Annotated in this window: 21 protein-coding genes; 12 read left to right on the top strand and 9 right to left on the bottom strand. The window is 70.3% G+C overall.

The features are described 5' to 3' along the window. Positions 1 to 220: 220 nt before the first annotated feature. Together K8640_RS40075 and K8640_RS40070 are read right to left on the bottom strand one after the other, a co-directional pair. On the bottom strand, positions 221 to 1,483 hold the full coding sequence (locus K8640_RS40075; RefSeq protein ID WP_223751887.1) for a DUF1990 family protein: 1,263 nt from the start codon (positions 1,481 to 1,483) through the stop codon (positions 221 to 223). Next, positions 1,476 to 2,168 carry a DUF1990 family protein gene (locus tag K8640_RS40070; protein WP_223751886.1) on the bottom strand — a complete coding sequence of 231 codons (693 nt, stop codon included), beginning with the start codon at positions 2,166 to 2,168 and terminating at the stop codon, positions 1,476 to 1,478. The genes K8640_RS40075 and K8640_RS40070 overlap by 8 nt, the downstream gene beginning before the upstream one ends. A 59-nt stretch (positions 2,169 to 2,227) precedes the next feature. Between K8640_RS40070 and K8640_RS40065 the strand changes: the two genes are divergently transcribed. Then, positions 2,228 to 2,518 carry a hypothetical protein gene (locus tag K8640_RS40065; protein ID WP_141324112.1) on the top strand — a complete coding sequence of 97 codons (291 nt, stop codon included), beginning with the start codon at positions 2,228 to 2,230 and terminating at the stop codon, positions 2,516 to 2,518. Positions 2,519 to 2,531: 13 nt separating this feature from the next. Here the strand turns inward: K8640_RS40065 and K8640_RS40060 are convergent, their stop codons facing one another. Beyond that, a complete protein-coding gene (locus K8640_RS40060) occupies positions 2,532 to 3,644 on the bottom strand; it encodes a DNA alkylation repair protein (protein ID WP_223751885.1) in 1,113 nt (370 codons plus the stop codon). A 157-nt stretch (positions 3,645 to 3,801) separates the two neighbouring features. Between K8640_RS40060 and K8640_RS40055 the strand changes: the two genes are divergently transcribed. After that, positions 3,802 to 5,781, top strand: coding sequence for a PAS domain-containing sensor histidine kinase (locus K8640_RS40055; protein WP_223751891.1), 1,980 nt, complete (start codon positions 3,802 to 3,804; stop codon positions 5,779 to 5,781). A 1-nt stretch (position 5,782) separates the two neighbouring features. Here K8640_RS40055 and K8640_RS40050 read toward each other — a convergent pair whose 3' ends face one another. Continuing rightward, a complete protein-coding gene (locus tag K8640_RS40050; RefSeq protein ID WP_223751884.1) occupies positions 5,783 to 6,625 on the bottom strand; it encodes an SDR family oxidoreductase in 843 nt (280 codons plus the stop codon). 353 nt (positions 6,626 to 6,978) lie between these two features. Here K8640_RS40050 and recF point away from each other — a divergent pair, with 353 nt between their 5' ends. Next, positions 6,979 to 8,118 (top strand): DNA replication/repair protein RecF, encoded by a 1,140-nt coding sequence (gene recF, locus K8640_RS40045; RefSeq protein ID WP_223751883.1) that lies wholly within the window; start codon positions 6,979 to 6,981, stop codon positions 8,116 to 8,118. Positions 8,119 to 8,125: 7 nt separating this feature from the next. Here the strand turns inward: recF and K8640_RS40040 are convergent, their stop codons facing one another. Continuing rightward, the gene (locus K8640_RS40040; RefSeq protein ID WP_223751882.1) at positions 8,126 to 8,524 is read right to left on the bottom strand and encodes a hypothetical protein; all 399 of its coding nucleotides are present in this window, start codon (positions 8,522 to 8,524) and stop codon (positions 8,126 to 8,128) included. Between the two features lie 328 nt (positions 8,525 to 8,852). Between K8640_RS40040 and K8640_RS40035 the strand changes: the two genes are divergently transcribed. From K8640_RS40035 to K8640_RS40020, 4 genes are read left to right on the top strand one after another with little or no spacing between them, the layout of a single operon-like run. Continuing rightward, entirely contained in the window at positions 8,853 to 9,356 is a 504-nt protein-coding gene (locus tag K8640_RS40035; RefSeq protein WP_223751881.1) for a hypothetical protein, read from the top strand. Next, on the top strand, positions 9,353 to 10,165 hold the full coding sequence (locus K8640_RS40030; RefSeq protein WP_141324118.1) for an ABC transporter permease: 813 nt from the start codon (positions 9,353 to 9,355) through the stop codon (positions 10,163 to 10,165). Before K8640_RS40035 ends, K8640_RS40030 begins: the two co-directional genes overlap by 4 nt. A gap of 6 nt (positions 10,166 to 10,171) precedes the next feature. Then, complete coding sequence (locus tag K8640_RS40025; RefSeq protein WP_223751880.1) at positions 10,172 to 10,996, top strand: ABC transporter ATP-binding protein; 825 nt, start codon at positions 10,172 to 10,174, stop codon at positions 10,994 to 10,996. Beyond that, positions 10,993 to 12,255, top strand: coding sequence for an MlaD family protein (locus K8640_RS40020; RefSeq protein ID WP_223751879.1), 1,263 nt, complete (start codon positions 10,993 to 10,995; stop codon positions 12,253 to 12,255). Before K8640_RS40025 ends, K8640_RS40020 begins: the two co-directional genes overlap by 4 nt. Before the next feature lie 14 nt (positions 12,256 to 12,269). On the opposite strand, the gene K8640_RS40015 is transcribed toward K8640_RS40020, so the two are convergent. After that, the gene (locus K8640_RS40015) at positions 12,270 to 12,995 is read right to left on the bottom strand and encodes a double-CXXCG motif protein (RefSeq protein ID WP_223751878.1); all 726 of its coding nucleotides are present in this window, start codon (positions 12,993 to 12,995) and stop codon (positions 12,270 to 12,272) included. Between the two features lie 14 nt (positions 12,996 to 13,009). Further along, entirely contained in the window at positions 13,010 to 13,672 is a 663-nt protein-coding gene (locus K8640_RS40010) for a TIGR02269 family lipoprotein (RefSeq protein WP_223751877.1), read from the bottom strand. Between the two features lie 322 nt (positions 13,673 to 13,994). Here K8640_RS40010 and K8640_RS40005 point away from each other — a divergent pair, with 322 nt between their 5' ends. The 5 genes from K8640_RS40005 to K8640_RS39985 all read left to right on the top strand — a co-directional run bounded on the left by K8640_RS40005 (position 13,995) and on the right by K8640_RS39985 (position 20,066). Then, positions 13,995 to 14,996, top strand: coding sequence for a terpene synthase family protein (locus tag K8640_RS40005; protein WP_223751876.1), 1,002 nt, complete (start codon positions 13,995 to 13,997; stop codon positions 14,994 to 14,996). 222 nt (positions 14,997 to 15,218) lie between these two features. Next, entirely contained in the window at positions 15,219 to 16,556 is a 1,338-nt protein-coding gene (locus K8640_RS40000) for a hydroxymethylglutaryl-CoA reductase, degradative (RefSeq protein ID WP_223751875.1), read from the top strand. Between the two features lie 27 nt (positions 16,557 to 16,583). Next, positions 16,584 to 17,591, top strand: coding sequence for a terpene synthase family protein (locus K8640_RS39995; protein ID WP_223751874.1), 1,008 nt, complete (start codon positions 16,584 to 16,586; stop codon positions 17,589 to 17,591). An 85-nt stretch (positions 17,592 to 17,676) separates the two neighbouring features. Beyond that, entirely contained in the window at positions 17,677 to 19,890 is a 2,214-nt protein-coding gene (locus K8640_RS39990; RefSeq protein WP_223751873.1) for a peptidase domain-containing ABC transporter, read from the top strand. Further along, positions 19,887 to 20,066 carry a hypothetical protein gene (locus tag K8640_RS39985; protein ID WP_223751872.1) on the top strand — a complete coding sequence of 60 codons (180 nt, stop codon included), beginning with the start codon at positions 19,887 to 19,889 and terminating at the stop codon, positions 20,064 to 20,066. Before K8640_RS39990 ends, K8640_RS39985 begins: the two co-directional genes overlap by 4 nt. A gap of 6 nt (positions 20,067 to 20,072) precedes the next feature. Here the strand turns inward: K8640_RS39985 and K8640_RS39980 are convergent, their stop codons facing one another. Both K8640_RS39980 and K8640_RS39975 read right to left on the bottom strand, forming a co-directional pair. Then, positions 20,073 to 21,011: a RimK family alpha-L-glutamate ligase gene (locus tag K8640_RS39980; RefSeq protein WP_223751871.1), complete on the bottom strand. Its 939-nt coding sequence runs from the start codon at positions 21,009 to 21,011 to the stop codon at positions 20,073 to 20,075. 52 nt (positions 21,012 to 21,063) lie between these two features. Then, entirely contained in the window at positions 21,064 to 21,225 is a 162-nt protein-coding gene (locus tag K8640_RS39975; RefSeq protein ID WP_223751870.1) for a hypothetical protein, read from the bottom strand. Positions 21,226 to 21,245 lie beyond the last annotated feature (20 nt).

The raw sequence follows: 21,245 nt of genomic DNA, 5'->3' as shown, positions 1-21,245 counted from the left end.
ATGTGCTCGTCGGTGCGCGCCACGTCGCGATGTGCTCGTCGGTGCGCGCCACGTCGCGATGTGCTCGTCGGTGCGCGCCACGTCGCGATGTGCTCGTCGGTGCGCGTGCCCCGCCGCGATGTGCTCGTCGATGCGCGCGCCACGCCGCGATGCGCGTGTCGTTGCGCGATTCCACCTGCGCATGGGCCTCCCGCGCGGCGAGCGCGAGAGGCCCGGACCCTCACGCCTCCGCGGGGCGATTCGAGACCAGCGGCATCAACCGCGAGGCGAGCGCCGCCACCAGCGCGTCCTCCGCGAACGCCGCCGCCATGCTCGGCACCCGGAACCGGGTCGTGGCCAGCTTGCGCAGCGAATAGAACGTCCACGTCGAAGCCGCCGCCGCGAGCCCACCCAGCGCCGCCGCGAGCACCACGCGCCTTCGCGCCTGCCCTGACACCGACGTCGCCGCCGCCACCGCCCCCATGAAGATGCGCCCCGTCATCGGCACCAGCTTCACGCGCGCGGGCGTCGTCGGCAGCTTGTCCCCCACCAGCTCACCCAGCGTCAGCACCTCCAGCACCCGAGGCACCCAGGGCTTCGACAGCGCGACCGACAGCGGGTCCGTCCTCGGCTCCGGAGACTCCGCCAGCCGGTGGCTCACCAGCGCCGGCGCGCTCATGCTCCGCATCCCCGCCATCACTCCCAGCCCGACGGGCGTCAACCAGTGTCCTCGTTGCACGGCTTCCACCTCCTCCTCGAGTTGTGACTTCAGTCGCCCAGGCGCCCGCTGCGCGAAGAAGCGCACCGGCCCCAGCTCCTCCAGCTCATGGCCGGAGTGGTCCACCTTTCCGTGCTCCGCGGGCCGCCCCGCCAGCTCCGGGTGATGCAGCGTCAAGGCGCGCAGGCGCGCATGCGTGAGCCGATGCCACGCGCGCTGATAACGCCGACCCACCACCGTGAAGCCCACACGGCTCCACCAGTTGGGGAACCTCCCGGGCCGCCACGCCGCCTCGATGTGGAAGCGCACCTCGCCCGTCTCGTGGCTCTTGCGCAGCAGGAACCACTCGCGCCCCTCCTCGATGTGCCCCTCCAGCGTCTCGAAGCTGAAGCCGAACACGCTGCACGTCCCGCCATGCTCCTCGCGCGTGTCCCCCACCCGCACGGCGCACAAAAAGCGCAGCCGCTGCGCCAGCGACTTCAGCTCCAACACCACCGTGCGCCCATGCAGCGGCGAGTCCGCGTTGAAGTGCCACCGCACGATGCGCGGGTCCGAGAAGTCGAACGTCTCCAGCACCCCCTTCGCGCGCGCGAAGAGTCCATCCGCCACCGGAGGCCCCGGCGCCTCATGGCCCAGCGAGGCCACCGAGTGCACCTGGTTCCATCCCCCCTCCAGCGTCATCTCCCCCGACGCGGCCTCGAAGTTGCGAGACAGCGCCCGCGCCGCCGCCAGCCGCGGAGCCAGCTCCTCGTCCGTCCACCCGGAGAGCCATCGCCACTCAATCATCCGCTTCGTCTCCTCGCGCGAGGAACGTGGGACCCGCCGTCACGTCGCCCCCCTCGGGCTCATCCTCCAGCTCCACCGTCTCCGCGTGGATGGCACCCACCACGCCCTCACCCGTGGACACCGCCACGCGCAGCACGAACTCCGTCCAGGTGTTCGTCTGCATCGCCTCACCCCCCGCCACGAACCCCCAGTAGTGGATGGGCGAGCCCGAGCGCGCGCGGCTGCGGATGTGGAAGAGCACGTCCCCGTACTCGTTGCGGTACGCGCCGAAGGTGATGCGCCCGGCCTCCGGGTGCCCCGGCAGCGTGGCGAGCGTCAGGCTCTGCCGGTCCTTGTGGATGACGCGCACGCCGAACGTCCCCGCGCCCTGGATGTGCACCGTGAGGTGCTCCCCCAACTCCAGCGGCTGCCCGTCGCGCGAGCGGCTCTCCCGCTCGAACACACACAGCTCGTCCGGCGCCAGCTCCGGGAAGCGCCGGGCCACCCAGTCCACCAGGTCCGACGGCCGGTGATGGCATTGGCGGATGACGGCCCAGTAGTCGCGCTGCAACAGCGGCCCCGCGCCCGCCTTCGGCAGCTGCAGGTCGCCCGCCTCACCGTCTGTCGTGTGTGGTGTGTGGTGCACCCTCTCGCCCTTTGCCAGGTCCGGTCCCACCATGATGGGGACCGCCACGACGGGAGGCATGGGGCCTGCCCGCCCGTGCGGGGCATGGGCGGGCCTGACCGGCCGCCAGGGGAGGGAGCATGAGCCTGGACGTCAACCCCGCGAGCGAAGCCTCGAAGCACGACTACGAGGCACCGCCCGTCGTTCGCGCCGAGCACGCCGACAGCTCGTTCACCCGCCTGCTCGAGCAGCAGACGGCCAAGATACCCTCCCACGTCTTCCTGTTCGCCAGCCTCTGCTCGATGGGCGTGTCCCTGGGCTTCGAGCTGACGGGGCGCACCCAGCCCGCGCGCTTCGTCGGCTCCTGGGTGTCACCCCTGCTGGTGATGGGCGTCTACAACAAGCTGGTGAAGCTGCTCGGCTCGCGCTGACGACCCGGCCAGGTCACTCCACGACGTCCACCGTGCCCAGCGGCAGGTCCACGCCGTTGACGCGCACCTCCAGCCGATGCGGCCCCGCGTAGTGGCGGCGCGTGGACAGCTGCGCCAGCGACACGCGCTTGCCCACCTCCTCCTCCTGGCCCGCGCCCAGCACCAGCTCGCGCACCTTGAAGACCTTGGGCCGAGGCGCCTCGCCCCGGGACTTGAAGAAGTGCACCGCCAGGTCCACCACCAGCGACTGCTCGCGCCGGGAGCGGTTGGCCACCACGAAGCGCACGTCCATGGCGCCGCCCAGCTTCGCGCGCCGGGGCAGCTGCGTGGGGCGCACCTCGATGCCGGAGGGCTTGCCCGCGCCCACCACCTCCAACGCGGACGGCTCGCCGCGCTTGATGGCGAAGCGCAGCGCGTGGCGCACCAGCCACTCGCGCTCCGGCGTGGCGTCCTTCATCCACCGCTTCGCCACCTTCACCAGCACGTCCGGGTGGTCCTTGCCGATGTCGTTGAGGTTGTTGGCCACCGAGCGGCGCACGTACAGCTCCGGGTCGTCCTTGAGCAGCTCCAACAACCCCAGCACCGGCGTCGGGTCCTCCTGGAACGCGCGCAGCCGGGAGCCCCACGGCAGCCGGGGCCGCGTGCCCTCGGAGACGAGCCGCCGCACATGCACGTTCTCGTCCGTGGCCCACTCGGAGAGCCGCGCCAGCGTCTTCTCCGGGTGCTTCTCCAGGAACGGCCGGATGGAGAACTCCGCCGTGAAGCGCTGGGTGAGCGCGTGCTGCGCCCGCATGGACTCCTCGAAGTGCCCCAACCCGTACTCCGCCACGAAGGTGGTGTGGGGCAGGTAGAAGAAGACCTCCATGCCGCCCACCCGGTCCACCTCCCGCACCGGCCCCAGGGAGCGCAGCAGCACCTGCACCGCCTGGGGATAGTCGTCCGGCAGCGAGCGCCGCATGGCCAGACACAGGTGCCGGGCCCGGCCCACCAGCTCGTGCGCCTCCAGGCCCTCTCGGGCCTCGCGCAGGAACGTGTCGATTGGGAACGCGGGGTGCGCGCGGTGCAGCGAGGTGCCCAGCCGCTCCACCAGCCGCGCGTCGAAGAAGGTCTTGAGAGGCTCCGCCATGATGGGTCCACCAAACCCTGTCAGGACGTGGTCCACAAGACGTGTCCTACCTTTCGGCGCTGCCAGGAATGACAGTCTTCTGCTAGTCGTACGCTCCGTGCCGACACGCAAAGGCCGCGGCTCTCGGGGTGGGAAGCAGCGCAAGCAGACGGGCCGCATGGCCGGTGTGGACGACGTCGTGCGCCCGCCCCAGCCCGCGCTTCGCGAACAGCTCTCCTTCGTGACGGACCCGCTGGCGCTCCTGGAGGGCTTGTTCCTCCACTCGCCCGTGCCCTACGCCATCTTCGACGTGGAGGGGCACTGCCGGCTGAGCAACCCGGCGTACCGGGCGATGTTCGGCTCGGTGCCGCCGCCCGAGTACAGCCTCTTTCGCGACGAGCTGGTGGCGAAGCTGGGGCTGGATGTCCTCCTGCGCCGGGCCTTCGCGGGCGAGACGGTGCAGACGCCGGTCATCTGGTACGACGTGAAGGAGCTGCGGCACATCGACGTGAAGGACGCGCACCGCATCGCCATCGCGTGTACGTGCTTCCCGCTGTCCGCGTCCGGAGGCGAGGTGCGCCACATCGCCCTGGCCTACAAGGACGTGACGGCGGAGCTGGCCGCGCGCGAGGCGGAGCAGCTGGAGAGGAGCCGACTCTACCAGCTGCTCACGCAGTCGCCCGTGGCCATCAACCTCCTGCGCGGCCCGGAGCTGCGGTTCGAGTTCGCCAACCCGCTGCTGCAGAAGCTGATGGGCGGCCGCGCGCTGGTGGGCCGCGCGCTCCTGGAGGCGATTCCAGACATCTCCCCGGAGCTGGTGAGCCTGTACCTGGGCGTGCTGGAGACGGGCGAGCCGGTGGCGGCGCACGAGTACCCGCTGGCCATCGACTACGCCGGCCAGGGCCAGGTGGAGACGCGCTACTGGAACATGCTCTACGAGCCCTTGCGCGACGAGCGGGGGCGGGTGGACGGGCTGGTGACGTTCGCCTTCGAGGTGACCGAGCAGGTGCTCGCCCGGCACGCGGTGGAGAACCAGCAGCGCTGGTTGGAGGCGGTGCTGGACTCCATGCCCCTGCCGGTGGTGATGGCGGAGCCGGGCACGGGCAACCTCGTCTTCTCCAACGCGGCGGCGGACCGGCTGCATGGCCAGCACATCCCCACGCGCGTGCCCGCGTCGGAGTACGGCGCGCTGTTCCACGTCACGGACCTGCAGGGGCGCAGGCTCACGGCCGACGAGCTGCCATCCTCGCGCGCGGCCCGGGGGGAGAAGCTGGAGGGCATGGAGGCGGTGTGGCACACGAGCGCGGGGGAGGTCGTGTTGAGCATCTCCTCGGAGATGCTGCCCGCGATGCATGGCCACCCCGCGGTGACGCTCCTGCCCTTCCTGGACATCACCCGGCTGAAGACGGTGGAGCAGCGGCTGCAGGAGGCCATCCGCGCGCGCGACGAGTTCCTCTCCGTGGCGAGCCACGAGCTGAAGACGCCGCTGACGGTGCTGAGCCTCCGGCTGCAGGCCTTCGCGCGCGCGACGCTGTCGGACCCGGAGTCCCCCTGGGCGCTGCGCCACGGCCGCGAGGTGCAGGGGATGCTTCGGCAGGTGATGCGGCTGGCGGACCTGGTCAATGGCCTGCTGGACGTGTCGCGCATCGGCACGGGGCGGCTGCGACTGGAGCTGGAGCAGGTGGACCTGCGCGCGCTGGTGCAGGAGGTGGTGGTGCGCTTCCAGCCGGAGGCCGAGCGCGCGGAGTGTCAGGTGGAGCTGGAGGGCGGGCCGCCCGCGGTGGGGACGTGGGACCGGATGCGGCTGGAGCAGGTGGTCACCAACCTGGTGTCCAACGCGCTGAAGTACGGCGCGGGGCGGCCCGTGCGGCTGCGCGTGGAGGCGGACGCGGGGCTGGCGCGCCTGAGCGTGCGCGACGAGGGCATCGGCATCAGCCGGGATGCCCAGGCGCGCATCTTCCACAAGTTCGAGCGCGCGGTGTCCGAGCGCAACTACGGCGGCCTGGGCCTGGGGCTGTACGTCGCGCGCACGCTGGTGGAGGCCATGCGGGGCGTCATCCGCGTGGACAGCCACCCGGGCGAGGGCTCCACCTTCACCGTGGAGCTCCCGCTCGTCGCCGAGGGGCTCACCGTGGCCGCCACGGACCTGGCGTCCTGAGTCAGGCGGAGCGCGACTTGACCCGGAGCGTGAGCAGGCCGTCGGCGCGGATGGCGTGCTGGTCGGCGAGCAGCGCGTCCAAATCATCCTGGACGGTGAGGTAGCAGCCGCTCAGCGCCGAGTACCCACCGCTGGCGAGCCGGAGCAGGTTCTTCGCGCCCTGCTCGGCCGACACCGTCCTGCCGGCCTCCTGCTCCGCCAGCACCCACTGCTGGATGGCGCGCCTGGGTGTCCCCTCCTCCTCGGAGATGGCGAGGCCATCGGCGACGAGCCCCGTGCCGACCACCAGGCCCGGATGGTAGGCGAAGAGGGCGACACCCTTGTGGCGCGTCTCGAACGCCAGGTTCTCCGTCAGCTTGATGATGGCGGCCCGGCTGATGGAGTAGGAGGACGCGGTGGGCCAGCGGTAGGCCCCCGCGTGGCTGGTGATGTTGATGATGGTGGTCGTGGAGTCGACCTGGTGGTCGACCCGGTGCCTGAGCACGGCGTGGGTGCAGTAGACGGGCCCCTTCACGTTGATGTCCATGGCCTCCTGCCACTCCTCGAGCGACGTGTTCCAGAAGTAGTCGACGGGGCCCCAGCTGCCCGCGTTGTTCACCAGCACGTCGATGGCACCCTGCCTCTGGTGGATGTCGTCGAACGCGGCCTTGGTGGCCATCGCGTTGGAGATGTCGAAGGCCTGGGTCTGCACCTGGCCTCCCAGCGTCTGGGCGGCCTTGGCCAGCGTCGTGGCGTCGCGGCCGGTGATGGTGACCTTCGCGCCCTGCTCGAGGAAGCTCCGGGCGAAGGCGAGGCCCAGACCCCGGCCTCCGCCAGTGATGACGACTCGCTTGTTCTTCACCATGTGTGTCGTTCCCTTCGGGCGCGGGGGCGCGCGAGGAGGCGCGGCGGTCGGGAGCGTTCCTCCCGGCCGTCAGCGCTGTCTTGTTTGGGGTTGGGTTCCCGGTGGCCCTGCACGGATGTGGAGATTGAATTGCTATGATTTGGGTATGCCTTCAAGGTGTCCTTTGGTTCCATGTCCCGGTAGAATGTTTGTCTTTGGTTGTGGGATGAGCGGGAGGACCCGGCGGGGCACGGGCTGGCCCGCTGGTGTGGAGGGCCTTTGCGGGGGCGGGAGCGGGGAGGCCGCGCGGCCCTGCCTCGGGACCGCGAGATAACCTCCCCTGTCGGCCCCAAGGCGGGTATACGGGGGGCGCCGTGCGCCTCCTCGCACTCCACGTCCAGGACTTCCGCAATCTCGCCCAGGTGTCGCTCACCCCGAGTGCCCACGCCACCATCGCGGTGGGGCAGAACGGGCAGGGCAAGACGAACCTGCTGGAGGCGCTGTACTTCCTCGCCACGCTCAAGCCGCTGCGCGCCGGGCGCCTGTCGGAGCTGGTGCGCTGGGGCACCCAGACGGCCCGCGTGTCCGGCCGCTTCCTGCTCAAGGGGGCCGAGCGTGAAATCGCGGTGGAGGTGGGCGGCGGCACCCGGCAGGCCTTCGTGGACGGCAAGAAGGCCGCGAGCCTGGAGGAGTACTTCGGCGGCGTCTCCGTGGTGGCCTTCACTCCGGACGACCTGGAGGTCGTCAAGGGTGGGCCGGACTCACGGCGCGCCTTCCTGGACCGCGCCGTGTTCAACCGCTTCCCCGCGTACCTGCGCGAGAGCCGCGAGTACGCGCGCGCGCTGAAGAACCGCAACCGCCTCTTGCGCGAAGGCGGCGCGGTGGACCCCGCCTACCTGGACGCCTACGACGAGACCCTGGCCAAGGCCGGAGCGCGCATCTACTCGCGAAGGCGCGCGCTGATGGCGGAGCTGGCGCCACGCGCGCAGGCGACCTTCGCCTCGATTGGCCGCACGGTGGACCCGGCCGTGTATGGCTATCACCCGGCGCACCTGGCCTGTGACTTCGCCGCGGCGGACGAGGCGGTCCTGGCCTCCTCCCTGCGCGAGTCATTGACGGCCCGGATGCGGCGGGACCTGGACCGGGGCTTCACCTCGGTGGGGCCGCACTCGGATGATGTGTCGGTGACGCTGGGAGGCCGCAGCGCCCGGGCCTACGCGAGCCAGGGGCAGCAGCGCGCGCTGGTGCTCGGCTGGAAGATCGCCGAAATCGAGAACCTGGAGTCCTGCACGGGCTTCCTGCCGCTGTTGATGCTGGACGACGTGTCGAGCGAGCTGGACCCGGAGCGCAACGCCTACCTGATGGACTACCTGGCGAGGAGCGGCGCGCAGGTCTTCCTGTCCACCACGGATGGCTCGCTGGTGAGGGGCGCCGCGGCCGAGGACACGCTGTGGCTCTCCGTGCACTCAGGGCAGGTGACGCTCCGCGAAGAGGACGCGCCCCCGGTCGGCTGACGGCGCTTCAGTGCACCGAGCGACGCCGGTGCCAGGGCCAGTGCACGTTCATCCGCCGCGCGGGGTGGTGCTGGTGCACCGGCAGGTCCTCCCGCCGCACGTTGCCGAAGGCGCTGAAGCGGAACTCCGCCCACAGCACGCCGAAGGCCACGGCGAACAGGAACGTCCCCAGGGTGAGCCACCACACCGTGCCCGTGGCGAGTGACACCGTGGCGAGCAGCAGCAGCGCGATGCTCACCCCCAGCGACAGCTCGCGCAGCTTCTTCGACTCGCTGAAGGCCATCCCCATGGAGGCGACCGCGAGCACCAGCAGGGCGACCACCAGGCCGTACGCCGTGCGGGCGTACAGGCCGGCGATGGACAGCAGGAAGAGGCCGAAGCCGAATATCGCGAGTCCGCCGTCCATGGAGCCTCCTGTCGAGGGGTGATGAGGAGAACCTGCGAACGCTCGCGCCAGGTCGTCACTCCCCGGGGCCCGGGCGGGCTGAATCCGACCGGGGACGGGGCGGACGGGCCACCCCTTCTCCCAAGGGGGAATGCCACGGCAGTGTTCCGGTATCACGCACCTTGGGCGTGCAACCCGCGAGGTTCAGTGTCCGGTACCCACCATCCAGGGGTGGGAGGAAGGGCGCGGTAGTGGACGTTCCAGTACACGGAATTTCTTGCGGCGGCGGCTGGGCTGTCGCATGACTTGCCCGCAAGGGCCGGACGTAGATGCCGCGAAGAACGGTGCCATGCCGAGGATGACGCTGCTGCTCGTGTTGCTTCTTGCCTCCTGCGTGGGCTGCCGCCGCGTGAGCTTCGAGGACTCCGTGTTGTCCAAGCCCGACGTGCGCTACCGCGTGGGCGAGCTGCCCAAGCACTGGCGCCGCGTGTGGCTGGACGGCAACGACCTGGCCTTCGCCGAGGAGGGCACCGGCCGCGCGCTCTCCATCAACGCCACGTGCGAGGGGCACGATGACCCGCCGCTCCCGGTGCTCACCCGGCACCTGCTGATGGGCTTCACCGAGCGCCAGGAGGTGGCCCAGAGCGTGGTCGCCATGGACGGGCGCGAGGCCTTGCGCAGCCGCTATCTGGCGAAGATGGACGGCGTGCCGGTGGAGCTGGAGCTGGTGGTGCTCAAGAAGGACAACTGCGTGTTCGACTTCTCCTACGTGGCGCCGCCGGGGCTGGCGATGGAGCGCATGGCGGACTTCGACGCGCTGCTGGCGGGCTTCCAGTCGGAGCACGTCGGATGAACGCCTCGACGGAAGCGGACGCGGGCGAGCAGGTGTCGGCCCCGCGCCCCGGGCTCTGGGACAAGGCGAAGGAGCGCCTGGAGTCGCTGGGCGCGATGACGGTGATGACGGGGCAGGTGCTCCAGCGCGTGGTGCGGCCGCCGTTCGACGGCAAGACGCTCATCTTCCACATCGAGTCCTTGGGCGTGCGCTCGCTGCCCATCGCGCTGCTGACGGCGATGTTCGCCGGGCTCGTCATCTCACTGCAGTTCGGCTACTTCCTGGCGCGCTTCGGGGTGCAGTACACGGTGGGGCGCGTGGTCATCCTCACGCTGTTCCGCGAGCTGGCCCCGGTGCTGACGGCGCTGACGGTGGGCGCCAGGCTGGGCAGCGGCATGGCGGCGGAGCTGGGCGCCATGACGGTGACGGAGCAGGTGGACGCCATCCGCGCGCTGGGGGCGGACCCGCTGCGCAAGCTGGTGGTGCCGCGCGTGCTGGCGTGCCTGCTGGTGATGCCGGTGCTCACGGTGTTCGCGGACGTGGTGGGGCTGGTGGCGGGCGCGGTGGTGGTGAACACGCAGTACGCCATCTCCTTCGACCTGTTCTTCCAGGGCGCGCTGGACGCGGTGTTCATGCAGGACTTCGTGTCCGGCGTGTTCAAGGGCGCGGTGTTCGGCTTCATCATCGGCCTGGTGGGCTGCTTCAAGGGGCTGACGGTGGAGGGCGGCACGGAGGGCGTGGGCCGCGCCACCACGCAGACGGTGGCGATTACTTCCGTGGCGGTGTGTCTGGCCGACTTCTTCATCACCAAGGTGACGCTGTACCTGTGACGTGCCATGCCCTTCGCCTCTCGCCACCAGGAAGCGCCCACGTTCGAGTTCCAGCAGCCCACGCCGGGCGAGCAGCTCATCCACTTCCAGCACCTCCAGAAGTCCTTCGGCGCCAAGCGCGTCTATGACGACCTGGAGCTGGACGTGCGGGCAGGGGAGACGCTGGTGGTGCTGGGGGGCTCGGGCACGGGCAAGAGCGTGCTGCTCAAGTGCCTCATCGGGCTGCAGCGGCCGGACGCGGGCCGCATCCTCTTCCAGGGCCGGGACGTGACGGGGTTCTCGGAAGGGCAGTTCATCCCGGTGCGGCGGCACGTGGCGATGGTGTTCCAGGGCGCGGCGCTGTTCGACTCGCTGAGCGTGGGGGAGAACGTGGCGTATCCCCTGCGGGAGCACTACCCGGACATGCCGTTGTCCGAGGTGCGCGACCGGGTGGCGGAGAAGCTGGAGCTGGTGAACCTGCCGGGCACGGAGCGGCTGATGCCGGCGGACCTGTCGGGCGGCATGAAGAAGCGGGTGGGGTTGGCGCGGGCCATCGCCACCAATCCGGAAGTCATCCTCTGGGACGAGCCCACCACGGGGTTGGACCCGGTGACCACGCAGTCCATCAACGCGATGATCAACTCGATGAAGACCAAGCTCGGCAGCACCTCCATCGTCGTGACGCACGACCTGGTGAGCGCGTTCGCGGTGGGGGACCGGATGGCGATGCTGGCCAACAGGCGCATCGTCCAGGTGGGGACGCCGGGCGAGTTCCGGCGCTCGACGGTGCCGGAGGTGCGGGCGTTCCTGGACGCGCGGCGGGTGGAGCTGGAGCCGGAGGCGGCGTCATGAGCCTCTTCACCTCGACGTCGGGCGAGAAGCGGCTGGCGCTGAGGGCGGGGCTGTTCGTGGCCATCGGCCTGGCGGTGGCGGGCGTGGTGGTGTTCTTCATCGGCCAGGAGTCGCGGCTGTTCCAGCGGCAGGTGATGTACCGCGCGTACTTCACCAACGTGCAGGGCCTGAGCGACCAGTCCCCGGTGTGGCTGGGTGGCCTGGAGGTGGGGAAGGTGACGGGCATCTTCTTCTCCCAGGACCCCAACGACCCGAAGCTGGAGGTGCAGCTTCAAGTCTCCGCCCGGTACGCGGACCGCGTGAAGACGGACTCGCTGGCGCAGCTGAGCAGCATGGGGGTGCTCGGGGACAAGGCGGTGGACATCTCGCTGGGCACGCCCACGGCGCCGCCGATTGAGCCGGGCGGGGTGCTGACGTCGTCGACGAGCGGGGATTTGTCCAAGCTCTTGAGCAGCGCGAGCGAGGTGATGGACAACTCGGTGGCCATCAGCAAGTCGCTCCTGAAGACGGTGGAGGCGTACGGGGACCCGAAGCTCGCGGGTGACGTGCAGCGGGGCATGGCGTCGCTCCGGGCGATTCTGGAGCAGGTGCAGAACGGGGACGGGGTGTTGCACGCGCTCATCTACGACAAGGAGGCGGGGCGCGAGGTGCGCGCGCTGATGGCGAACGCGTCGAGCGCGGCGAGGCGGGTGGATGGCGCGGTGGGGCACGTGGAGGCGCTCTTGCGCGAGGTGCGCACGGGTGACGGCACGGCGCACGCGCTCATCTACGGCAACGAGGGCGCCACGGCGCTGCGCGAGCTGGGCGAGGCGGCGGGGCAGCTGGCGGGGCTGATTGAAGACGCGAAGAAGAGCCCGAACGGGGCGGTGCACCAGCTGGTGTACGGGGACGCGAGCGGGATGTTCGCGGACCTGGGCAGCGCGGCGGCGGACCTGAAGCAGATCACCGCCACGGTGGCGAAGGGCGAGGGCACGGTGGGCGGGCTCATCAGCGACCCCACGGTGTACGAGGACCTGCGCGAGGTGCTGGGCAACGTGAAGCGCAACCGCATCTTGCGCGCGCTGGTGCGCTTCTCGCTGAACAACCGCGAGGACCTGGAGCAGATGGGCAAGGTGAAGCGCGTGGAGCCCAAGGCCGAGGCGCCCGCCTCGCCCGCGGGAGAGGCACGGCCGGCCGCCTCCGTCACGGTGGGGGCGCCGGTGACGCCGCCCGCGCCCGGGACGACGCAGACGCCCGCGCCGACGACCGCCGCGGAGTGAGCGTGTTCCGCCTCTCAGCGAGAGGGGAGCTCACGGAACTGGATGTCACGGAGCGCGAGGTCGTTCACGGCCTCGACGAACCGCGCGCTCGCGATGATGACCGTCTTGAACTCCCGCAGCCGGAAGAGGTCCACGTCCTTGGGCAGCGTGTTCGCGTCGAGGACTGAAGCCTCCATGGGATAGCCGTTGCGATGGCTCCCGCAGCGAGGACATGGGGGCCGCCAGTCTGGAGGGCGACAGCTGGGATGGAGCTCGCCTCGCACCTGAATCTCCAACGTGAGCAACTCGAGCGGAGTGGAGGCACCGCGGTGTCGCAGGTTTCCCCGGGCCCCTTGGAGGCCCAGGAGCTTCCGGGACTGGAGTCGCTCCAGCGCCGAGCGTGTCATCCAGGGCTGCCACGGCTCCTGAAAGTAGATGTCGCCGAAGCGCCCTGACGAGCGGGCATCGATGGGCCCCAACTGGGTGCCGGGCTCCAGGGGCGCACCTGCTGGGACTCGTGGACGCAGCAGCGCGTGCAGGCGCTGATACTCCTCCAGGGAAACAGCCTGGAGACTTCGTGGCTCCTCCAGATGCTCCCGCTCGGACCAGTCCGAGAGATCGACCGTGGGGTAGTGCTCGCCCATCCCGCCATGGCCTCCGCACACCGAGCAGTCGATGCTGGGGAGGGTCCATCGACTGACGCCGTCGAGAGTGGCGTTGAAGGTCGGTGCGTCGGAGGGCAGCACTTCGAAGAAGGTCATGCGAGGCTCGGCCATCAGCGAAGGTAGTAGTACGGCACGATGGGGCCCACGAGGTCGTACTTCTGGATGAGCTTTCCGAGATGCTCCCAGACCTGGGCCTGACTGGCACCAGGGTACTGCCTCGCGAAGTCCGACCACTCCCGGTTCCAGTCTCCGCCGCGAGGCCCGCTGTGGATGCGCTGATGGATGTTCGCGGGAACCACCATCGTGAAGTCATGCACGTTCAGCCCTCGTGGCGCTCGGGTGAACCACCGTGCGAGGGACTCTGCTTGAGGAAACAGATGGTGCCGCACCCATCCGGGGCCCGAGGGGAGCTCGGGCGGACGATGCTGGGGCTGAGGCGTGTTGTACCAGTCGAAGACGAAGATGGGCCCATTCCCACCGGGGAGTTTCTGGACGTTGCCCCAATGGCGGCGAGGTCCGGAACCAGGGGCCCAGGGCGGGGCGATGGGGCCCCCGCCTCGCGCCAGCAGGCGCCCAGCGTCCTCACATGAGTAGAGCCCACAGTGAGCGCCCGCGTCGCAGACCAGCGTGACGCACCGGTCTGTCTCTCCACAATCCTCACCCTCGATGTGGGCCAGGTGCCGCTGGCTCCCGGAGGACGACTCGGGAGAGGACGCACACGCCATCAACAGGAGCCCGAGGAGCCCCCCGACGTATCGCAAGCTCCTGTGCATGGTGTTCTCTTGAAGTCCTCTGTTCCAGGGTTTTCGTGGAGCGTGGTCAGGTGGGGCGTACCTGTCAAACGATGCCATGCGAGCCAGGCGGCCTCGCTGTCGCTGCGGGCCGCAGCCCCGCATCCTCCGAGACAGGCAACCCGCAGTCCGCGGTTCGACGGGCTCTGGACCGGAGTCGCGGTTGTCTGGGTTCTCGATGTCTTTATCTTGGTGCTCGTGACTGTGTTCACGGCGGAGCGGGCCTTGTCCCGACGTCCCTCCGCCGTGTGAGTTGGTATCCGAGCGCCAGGAGGAAGACGTGCTGCCCGCCGTGAATTTCCCGATGCCTTTTGTCTCGCGCTGCCATCCAGACCTGGAGGCCGCCCGACAGCGCAACCTCGAGTGGGCCCGCGAGGTCGGTCTGGTGGTCAACGAGGCGGACGCCCGCCGTCTCCTCCTCTGGGACATGGCCGGAATCTTCGCCTACTGGCTTCCCCGGGCCTCAAGCGAAGGGCTCGACCTGGCCATCGATACCATCACCGTCGGAGTCTTCCTCGAAGAGCACATGGAAGCCGCCATCGACAAGCCGCCCGAGTTCGTCCGGGATGCTTGCGCGGAGATGTTCGCCGTCATCGAGCCGGGTGGACTCCAGGCTCCGTCCACGGTCCTCTCCGCGGCGTTCGTCAACCTGTGGGCGCGCCTGTGCGAAGGGGCGCCTCTCGAATGGAGGCGACGCGTCGCGCTGCATTGGCGGTGGTTCATCGACGCGTACGTCGAGGAGGCGCGCTGGCGGCGGAGCCGCGTCCCCCAGACGCTGGACGGTTACCTGGAGCTGCGCCGTGCGTCCGGCTTCACCCACGTGATGGTCGACATGTCCGAGCGAGCCAATGGCTTCACGCTCCCCGACAGGGTCCGGGACCTCCCCAACGTGGCGCGAATCATCACCCTGACGGTGGACATCGTCGACGTCATGAACGACGTCTGCTCGCTCGAGAAGGAGCTCGCGCTCGGCGATGTGCACAACACCATCCTCGTCCTCCAACACGAGCGCGGCTGGTCCCAGGAGGCCGCCATCGCGGAGTCCTACGCGATGATGCGGCGCTGGTGCGACGACATCATCCAGCTCCAGGCCCTCATCCCCCAGGACTGTGTCCGGCATGGGCTCTCCCAGGAGGAGACAGACAACCTGCTCCACTTCATCCGCGCCCTGCAGGAGGGCATCGGCGGACAACCGGACTGGTACAGGACCTGTGGACGCTACGAGAACTCCTCGAACCCCAGGGCCGTGGCCGTCGGCACCACGAGCCCGATGCGCCCCCTCCCGGTGACACCCGCGCATCCCTGACACCGCATCCGCCTCCCGGTGCGGGGAACCTGCTGTCCCGCGTGCGGGCGATGTCTGGGTTCAGGTGCGGGCCTTGAGACATCAAACGCCGACGTCTCGTGTCGAAGTGATGTCCAAGAAATTGCCTGCGAGACGTTGTCTGACTGGTTATTGTTTTGAAACCATGTCGCGGCGGCTTGCGAGTGGGTCCCTGGCAAAGAAATACACCGAGGATGAAACCCCATGGGCATCGATATCAGCCGTAGCATCTTTTCGGGTTTCCACCGTCTCTCGCTGGAGGAGCGGTGCGCGCGGGTCGCGGCCGAGCTGGGCCTGAGCGACGCGGAGCTGGCCGCGCTCACCGGAGAGGAGGGGCTGGGCGCGGAGAAGGCGTACTCGATGGTGGAGAACGCGCTGGGCTTCTTCAGCCTGCCGCTGGGGCTGGGGCTCCACCTCCGGGTGAACGGGCGCGCGTACGTGGCGCCGATGGTCATCGAGGAGGCCTCCGTCATCGCGGCCGTCTCGTTCGCCGCGAAGCTCGTCGGCTCGGCGGGAGGTTTCATCGCGGAGGCGGAGCCGTCGCTGATGGTGGGACAGATACAGCTCACCCGCTATGGCGACCCGGAGTCCGCGCGCGCGAGCATCCTCGCCGCGAGCTCGGAGCTGCTGGACCTGGCCAACGCGCTGCAGCCCCAGCTGGTGCGCCGAGGCGGCGGCGCGAAGGACCTGGAGGTCCGTCTCCTCGACGCGCCGGAGGGCCCCCTGGGCGAGCCGCTCCTGGTGGTGCACTTCCACGTCGACACCCAGGAAGCCATGGGCGCCAACCTCATCAACACGATGATGGAGGGCGTGGCGCCGCGCATCGAGGCGCTCACCGGAGGCCGCGTCTTCCTGCGCATCCTCTCCAACCTCGCGGACCGGCGGCTGGCGCGCTCGCGGTGTGTCATCCCGGAGGCGCTGCTCGCCGACTACGGCCTGCCGGGGGCGGACATCGCGGAGGGCATCGTCCAGGCCAGCCGCTTCGCGCAGGCCGACCCCTACCGCGCGGCGACGCACAACAAGGGCATCATGAACGGCATCGACGCCATCGCGCTCGCCACGGGCCAGGACTGGCGCGCCATCGAGGCGGGGGCGCATGCGTACGCGGCCCGCACGGGCCGGTACGGGCCGCTGTCCACGTGGACGCGGGAGGACGGGAACCTGGTGGGCGAAATCGAGCTGCCGCTCGCGCTGGGCACGGTGGGCGGGCCGCTGCTGGTGCACCCCGGGGTGAAGGCCGCGTTCAAGGTGCTGGGGCATCCCGGTGTCCGGGAGCTGGCGTGCCTGTTCGCCTCGGTGGGCCTGGCGCAGAACCTGGCGGCGGTGCGGGCCCTGGGCTCGGTGGGCATCCAGAAGGGCCACATGGCGTTGCACGCGCGCTCGGTGGCGGTGAGCGCGGGCACGCCGCCCGAGTGGGTGGAGACCGTCGCCGCGCGGCTCGTCCAGCAGGGCGAGGTGAAGGTGGACCGCGCCCGGCGCGTGCTCGGGGAGCTGAAGAGAGGCGTGCTGCCGTTCGTGTCGCCACACAACGAGGACACGTGACGTCCGGAGGAAGCGATGAATGTGGCCGTGAACTTTCCCATGCCCTTCGCGTCCCGCTGCAGTCCGGACCGGGACGCCGCTCGCCAGCGCAACCTCGACTGGGCCCGTGCGTCCGGACTGGTGACCAACGAAATCGACGAGCGCCGCTATGTCTCGTGGGACATCGCCGACCTGGCCGCCCGGTGGCTTCCCCAGGCCTCGGGCGCCGGGCTCGACCTCGCGGTCGATGCCATCGTCGTCGGAACCCTCATCGACGAGCAGTTCGACGGTGCCCGGGACATTCCCCCCGAGCAGGTCCGCGCGGACTGCGAGACCCTGCTCGCCGTCCTCCAGGTGGAGGGGCGGCCCCCGTCTCCCGTCGGCGTCCTCGCCGCCGCGCTGGCCGACGTGTGGGCGCGCACCTGCCAGGGCGCTTCGCTCGAGTGGCGGCGGCGCGCGGCACGGCATTGGCGATGGTTCCTCGAGGCGTTTCCCGAGGAGGCCCGGTGGCGGCAGGGCTCCGTGCGCCTGACCCGGGACAGCTATCTCCAGCTGCGGCGCAAGTCCGGTCTCGTCTACATGATGACGGACCTGACGGAGAAGGCGAACGGCTTCGAGACCACCGAGCGGGCGCGACAGGTCCCTGGGGTGCCACGGTTGCTGGACCTGACCGTGGACCTCATCGACACCATGAACGACGTCTGCTCCTTCGAGAAGGAGCGCGCACGCGGTGACGTGCACAACCTCGTGCTGGTCCTGCAGGCCGAGCATGGCGGGGCCTTTGAGGGGGCCCTGGCGGAGACCCATGACAGCATGCGGCGCTGGTGTGAGGAGTTCATCCAGCTTGCCGCCGGCCTCCCGGAGGCCTGCGCCCGGCAGCAGCTGTCCCGCGCGGAGACGGACAACCTGCTTCGTCTCGTCCAGGGACTGGAGGAGAACATCGGTGGTCACCCGGACTGGTATCGGGCCACCCGGCGCTACGCCGGGGTGATTCCCAGGGGAGAGGCCGCGTACGCCAGCGACCTGATGCGCCCCGTGGTCCGGGCCTCGCGTTGACGCTCGCGGCCCCGGGTTCAAGCCGCTGTGCGTCGTGTCGGGTGGTGGCTGGTTGCCCCCGGCGCTCCGTGATAGCGATTGCGCCGTGCCCCGCTCCCGGCTCGCCGTCGCCCTGGAACCGTATCCACTGCGCCACCAGCTCGAGGAGGCGGACTGCGGGCCGGCGTGTCTGGAGATGGTTGCGGCGTATCACGGCGCCACGCACTCGCTCGCCGCGCTCAAGGACCTCTCCCACGTCCAGGCGGTGGGCACCTCGTTGCCGGACCTCGCCAGCGCCGCGGAGAAGGTCGGCTTCAAGGTCCGCGCCTTCCACGTCGACGACCCCACGGACCTCGAGGACGAGGAGGGCCGGGCGCTCCTCCCCGGCATCGCGCACTGGGACGACCACCACTTCGTCGTCCTCTACGCCGTCACCCCGAAGGAGGCCGTCGTCGGGGACCCGGAGCAGGGCCTGCGGCGCATCCCGCGCGCGAAGCTCGGCGAGCACTGGGATGGAATCCTCCTCTCGCTGGAGGCCACCGAGGCCCTCTTCCGTCCCCTCCCCACCGCGCCCGTCACGTCCCGCCGCTTCGGCGCGCTGCGACGCTTCGGACGGGGCCTCTTGCGCTACCGCCTGCTGCTGTTCCAGGTGTTCGTCACCACGCTGCTGCTCCAGGCGCTCGCGCTCGCACAGCCGCTGCTCATCCAGGGGCTCGTGGACAAGGCCGTGGGCGGCCGGGACATCTCCCTGCTCACCGCCGTGGGCGTGGGGCTGGCGGTGCTGCTCGTCGCGCAGGTCGCCGTGTCGATTGCGCGCGGCGCGGGCCTCTTCCTGTTGTCACGAGGCTTCTCCGCGCTGCTGCTCGCGCAGTTCTGGCGGCGCCTGTTGTCCCTGCCGGTGACGTTCTTCGCGCGGCGTCACCGGGGAGACCTGCTCAAGCGCATCGAGGACCACCAGCGCATCCGCCGCATCCTCCAGGGCGCGTCCGTGTCCGTGCTGTTGGACCTGGTGATGCTCGTGGGCTACGGCGCCGTGCTGTTCCTCTACGACCGCGCCGTCTTCGCCCTCTTCGCGGGCGGGGCCTCCGTGTACGCGGTGTGGACGCTCTTGCTGATGCCGCGCCGCACGGTGCTGGACCACCAGCGCTTCCGCGTCGCGGCCGAGGCCAGCCGGCTGGAGCTGCAGATGCTCGGCGGCATCCAGACGCTCAAGGCCTGCGGCGCCGAGCGACAGGCCCGCACGCGCTGGGAGAAGCTCCAGGCCCGCGAGGCCGAGGCCGCGCGCCGCATCTGGCTGCACGACACCGTGCACACCTCCGGCGCGCAGCTGGTCAATCAGGCCGTGTCCATGGGCATCCTCGTCTACGAGGCGCACCTGGTCCTCGAAGGCCGGCTCACGCTGGGGCAGATGGTGGCGACGCTCGCGATTCTCGGCCTCGCGCTCGCGCCCATGCAGAACCTGGTGATGTTCATCCACCAGCTCCAGGACGTGGTCATCTCCCTGCGCCGCGTGGACATCGTCTACGAGTCCACGCCCGAGCTGCGCGACGACACCGCGCAAGGCACCGGCGCCCTCACCCGCGCCCCCGAGCTGCGCCTGGACCACGTCACCTTCCGCTACGGCTCTCCCAACGAGCCGCCCGTGCTGGACGACGTGAGCTTCACGCTGCCCGCGGGGAAGATGACCGCCATCGTCGGCCGCTCCGGCGCGGGCAAGACGACGCTCACCCAGGTGCTCTACGGCCTGTATCGCCCCGAGCAGGGCCGGGTGCTCTACGACGGCCAGCCGCTGGAGACCTTCGACCCGGTGGCGCTGCGCCGCTCGGTGGCCTTCGTCTTCCAGAAGACCGACATCTTCGACGGCACCCTCGCGGAGAACATCGCCCTGGGCGATGAAACGCCGGACGCGGAGCGACTGCTGCACGCCGCGCGCACCGCGTGCCTGGATGAGCTGCTCGCGCTGCCCAACGGCCTCAAGACGCGCATCGGCGAAGCGGGCGTGCGGCTGTCCGGTGGCGAGGAGCAGCGGCTCCAGCTCGCGCGCGCCATCTATCGCAATCCGCGCGTGCTCTTCCTCGACGAGGCCACCAGCCACCTGGACGCATCCCTGGAGCGGGCGATCACCGAGGCCCTCCAGCGTGAGGCCGCCGGACGCACGCTCGTCGTCGTGGCCCACCGCCTGTCCACCGTGCGCCGCGCGGACAAGATTGTCGTGCTCGACCAGGGGCGTGTCGTCGAGGAAGGCACCCACGACGAGCTGGTGCTCATCCCCGGCGGCCGCTACCGCGCGCTCGTCGAGAACCAGATGGAGCAGCGATGACGTCCCCCCGTGACGACGAGGACCTGGACGCGGACCCGGCGATGACGGAGGAGCTGCGCGCGGTGATGCACCCGCGTCCCCATCGCCCGCTGCTGTTCACCGCCGCGCTGGTGCTCGTCCTCGGCGCGCTGGCGTGGGGGGCCTCGCGCACCGTGCTCGCCGCGCTGTGGCGATAGCGCGCCTCAGCCGCCCCGCGCGTGCTTCGCCAGCGCCCGCGTGAAGTGCCCGGCCACGTCCGTGCCTCCGCCCGCGTCGAAGCCGAGGAACATGGGCGAGCCGTTGAGCTCCAGGAACTTCAGCTCACCGTCCACGCCCCGCTTGAGGTCCAGCCCCGTCCAGCGCAGGCCGAGCACCTCGCACGCCCTCACGCACTGCCGCGCCACCGCGTCCGGGAGCACCACCTGCTCGATGCGCTCCTCGTTCTGCCGGAAGTCCAGCGCGGAGGTGACGATGTGCAGGCTCGCGATGACCTCGCCATCCAGCACGAAGACGCGGATGTCCTCGCCGGGCAGCAGCTCCTGGAAGGTGACGGGAGACGCGGCCAGCGCCGCGAGCCGCGCGTCCGTGAGGTCCTCCGGCAGGAGCTCCTGCGTCGCGGCCCCGCCCATGACGGGCTTGTAGGCCACGCGTCCGCCCGAGGCGAAGCGGCGCACCGCCTCCGGCTCGTTCGTCCACAGCGTGCGAGGCACCGGCAGCCCCGCGGCCTCGAGCGCGCTCAGCTGCACGGGCTTGTGGAGCACCCAGTCCGCCGAGGGCGGGTTGTACAGCGGCACCCCCAACCGCTCCCACCGGCCCAGCACCCCCAACAGGAACGTGGCCTTCTCGCGGAACACGGTGAGCGTGGTGCGCCAGTCCTCCGCCATCGCCTCCGAGGCGTCGACCCCGTGCGCCAACGGATGCGTGTGCAGCCCGCGCAGGTACGCCGCGACGGGGCGCCCCAGCTCGCGCCCGTCCACGCGGATGCCAGCCAGGTCCTCGGTCAGCGACATCCGCGTCTCGTCGGGGAACGTCAGCGTGTCCACCACGACGCTCGCCACACCCAGGGCCTCCAGCCTCCGGCCCACCTCCTGGATGTGGATGTCCTCCCGGGAGCCCACCAGTGCCACCACGCCAGTCGTCATGGACGCGAAGCGAAGCAGATGCTCGGTGGGAGCTCCAGGGACGCGCACCGCGTCAATCGCGCGGGCCGCTGTCCGGCGGCTTCGACTCCTCGCCCACCGCCATCGTCGTCATCGGCTTGGGGCCGCCGGGCTTCCCCGTCCCGGGCGGCTTCGGCCTCTCCCCCAGCTCCGTGATGAACAGCTCCCGCCGACGATGAATGGATTTGCGCGTCATGGTGTGTCCTCCACGGACAT

Origin of the sequence: Myxococcus sp. XM-1-1-1 (assembly GCF_020037095.1) — a bacterium.
GTDB classification, from domain to species: Bacteria; Myxococcota; Myxococcia; order Myxococcales; family Myxococcaceae; genus Myxococcus; species Myxococcus fulvus.
The sequence above is the reverse complement of the archived record's forward strand: the minus strand, read 5'-3'. Positions and strand labels throughout refer to the sequence as shown.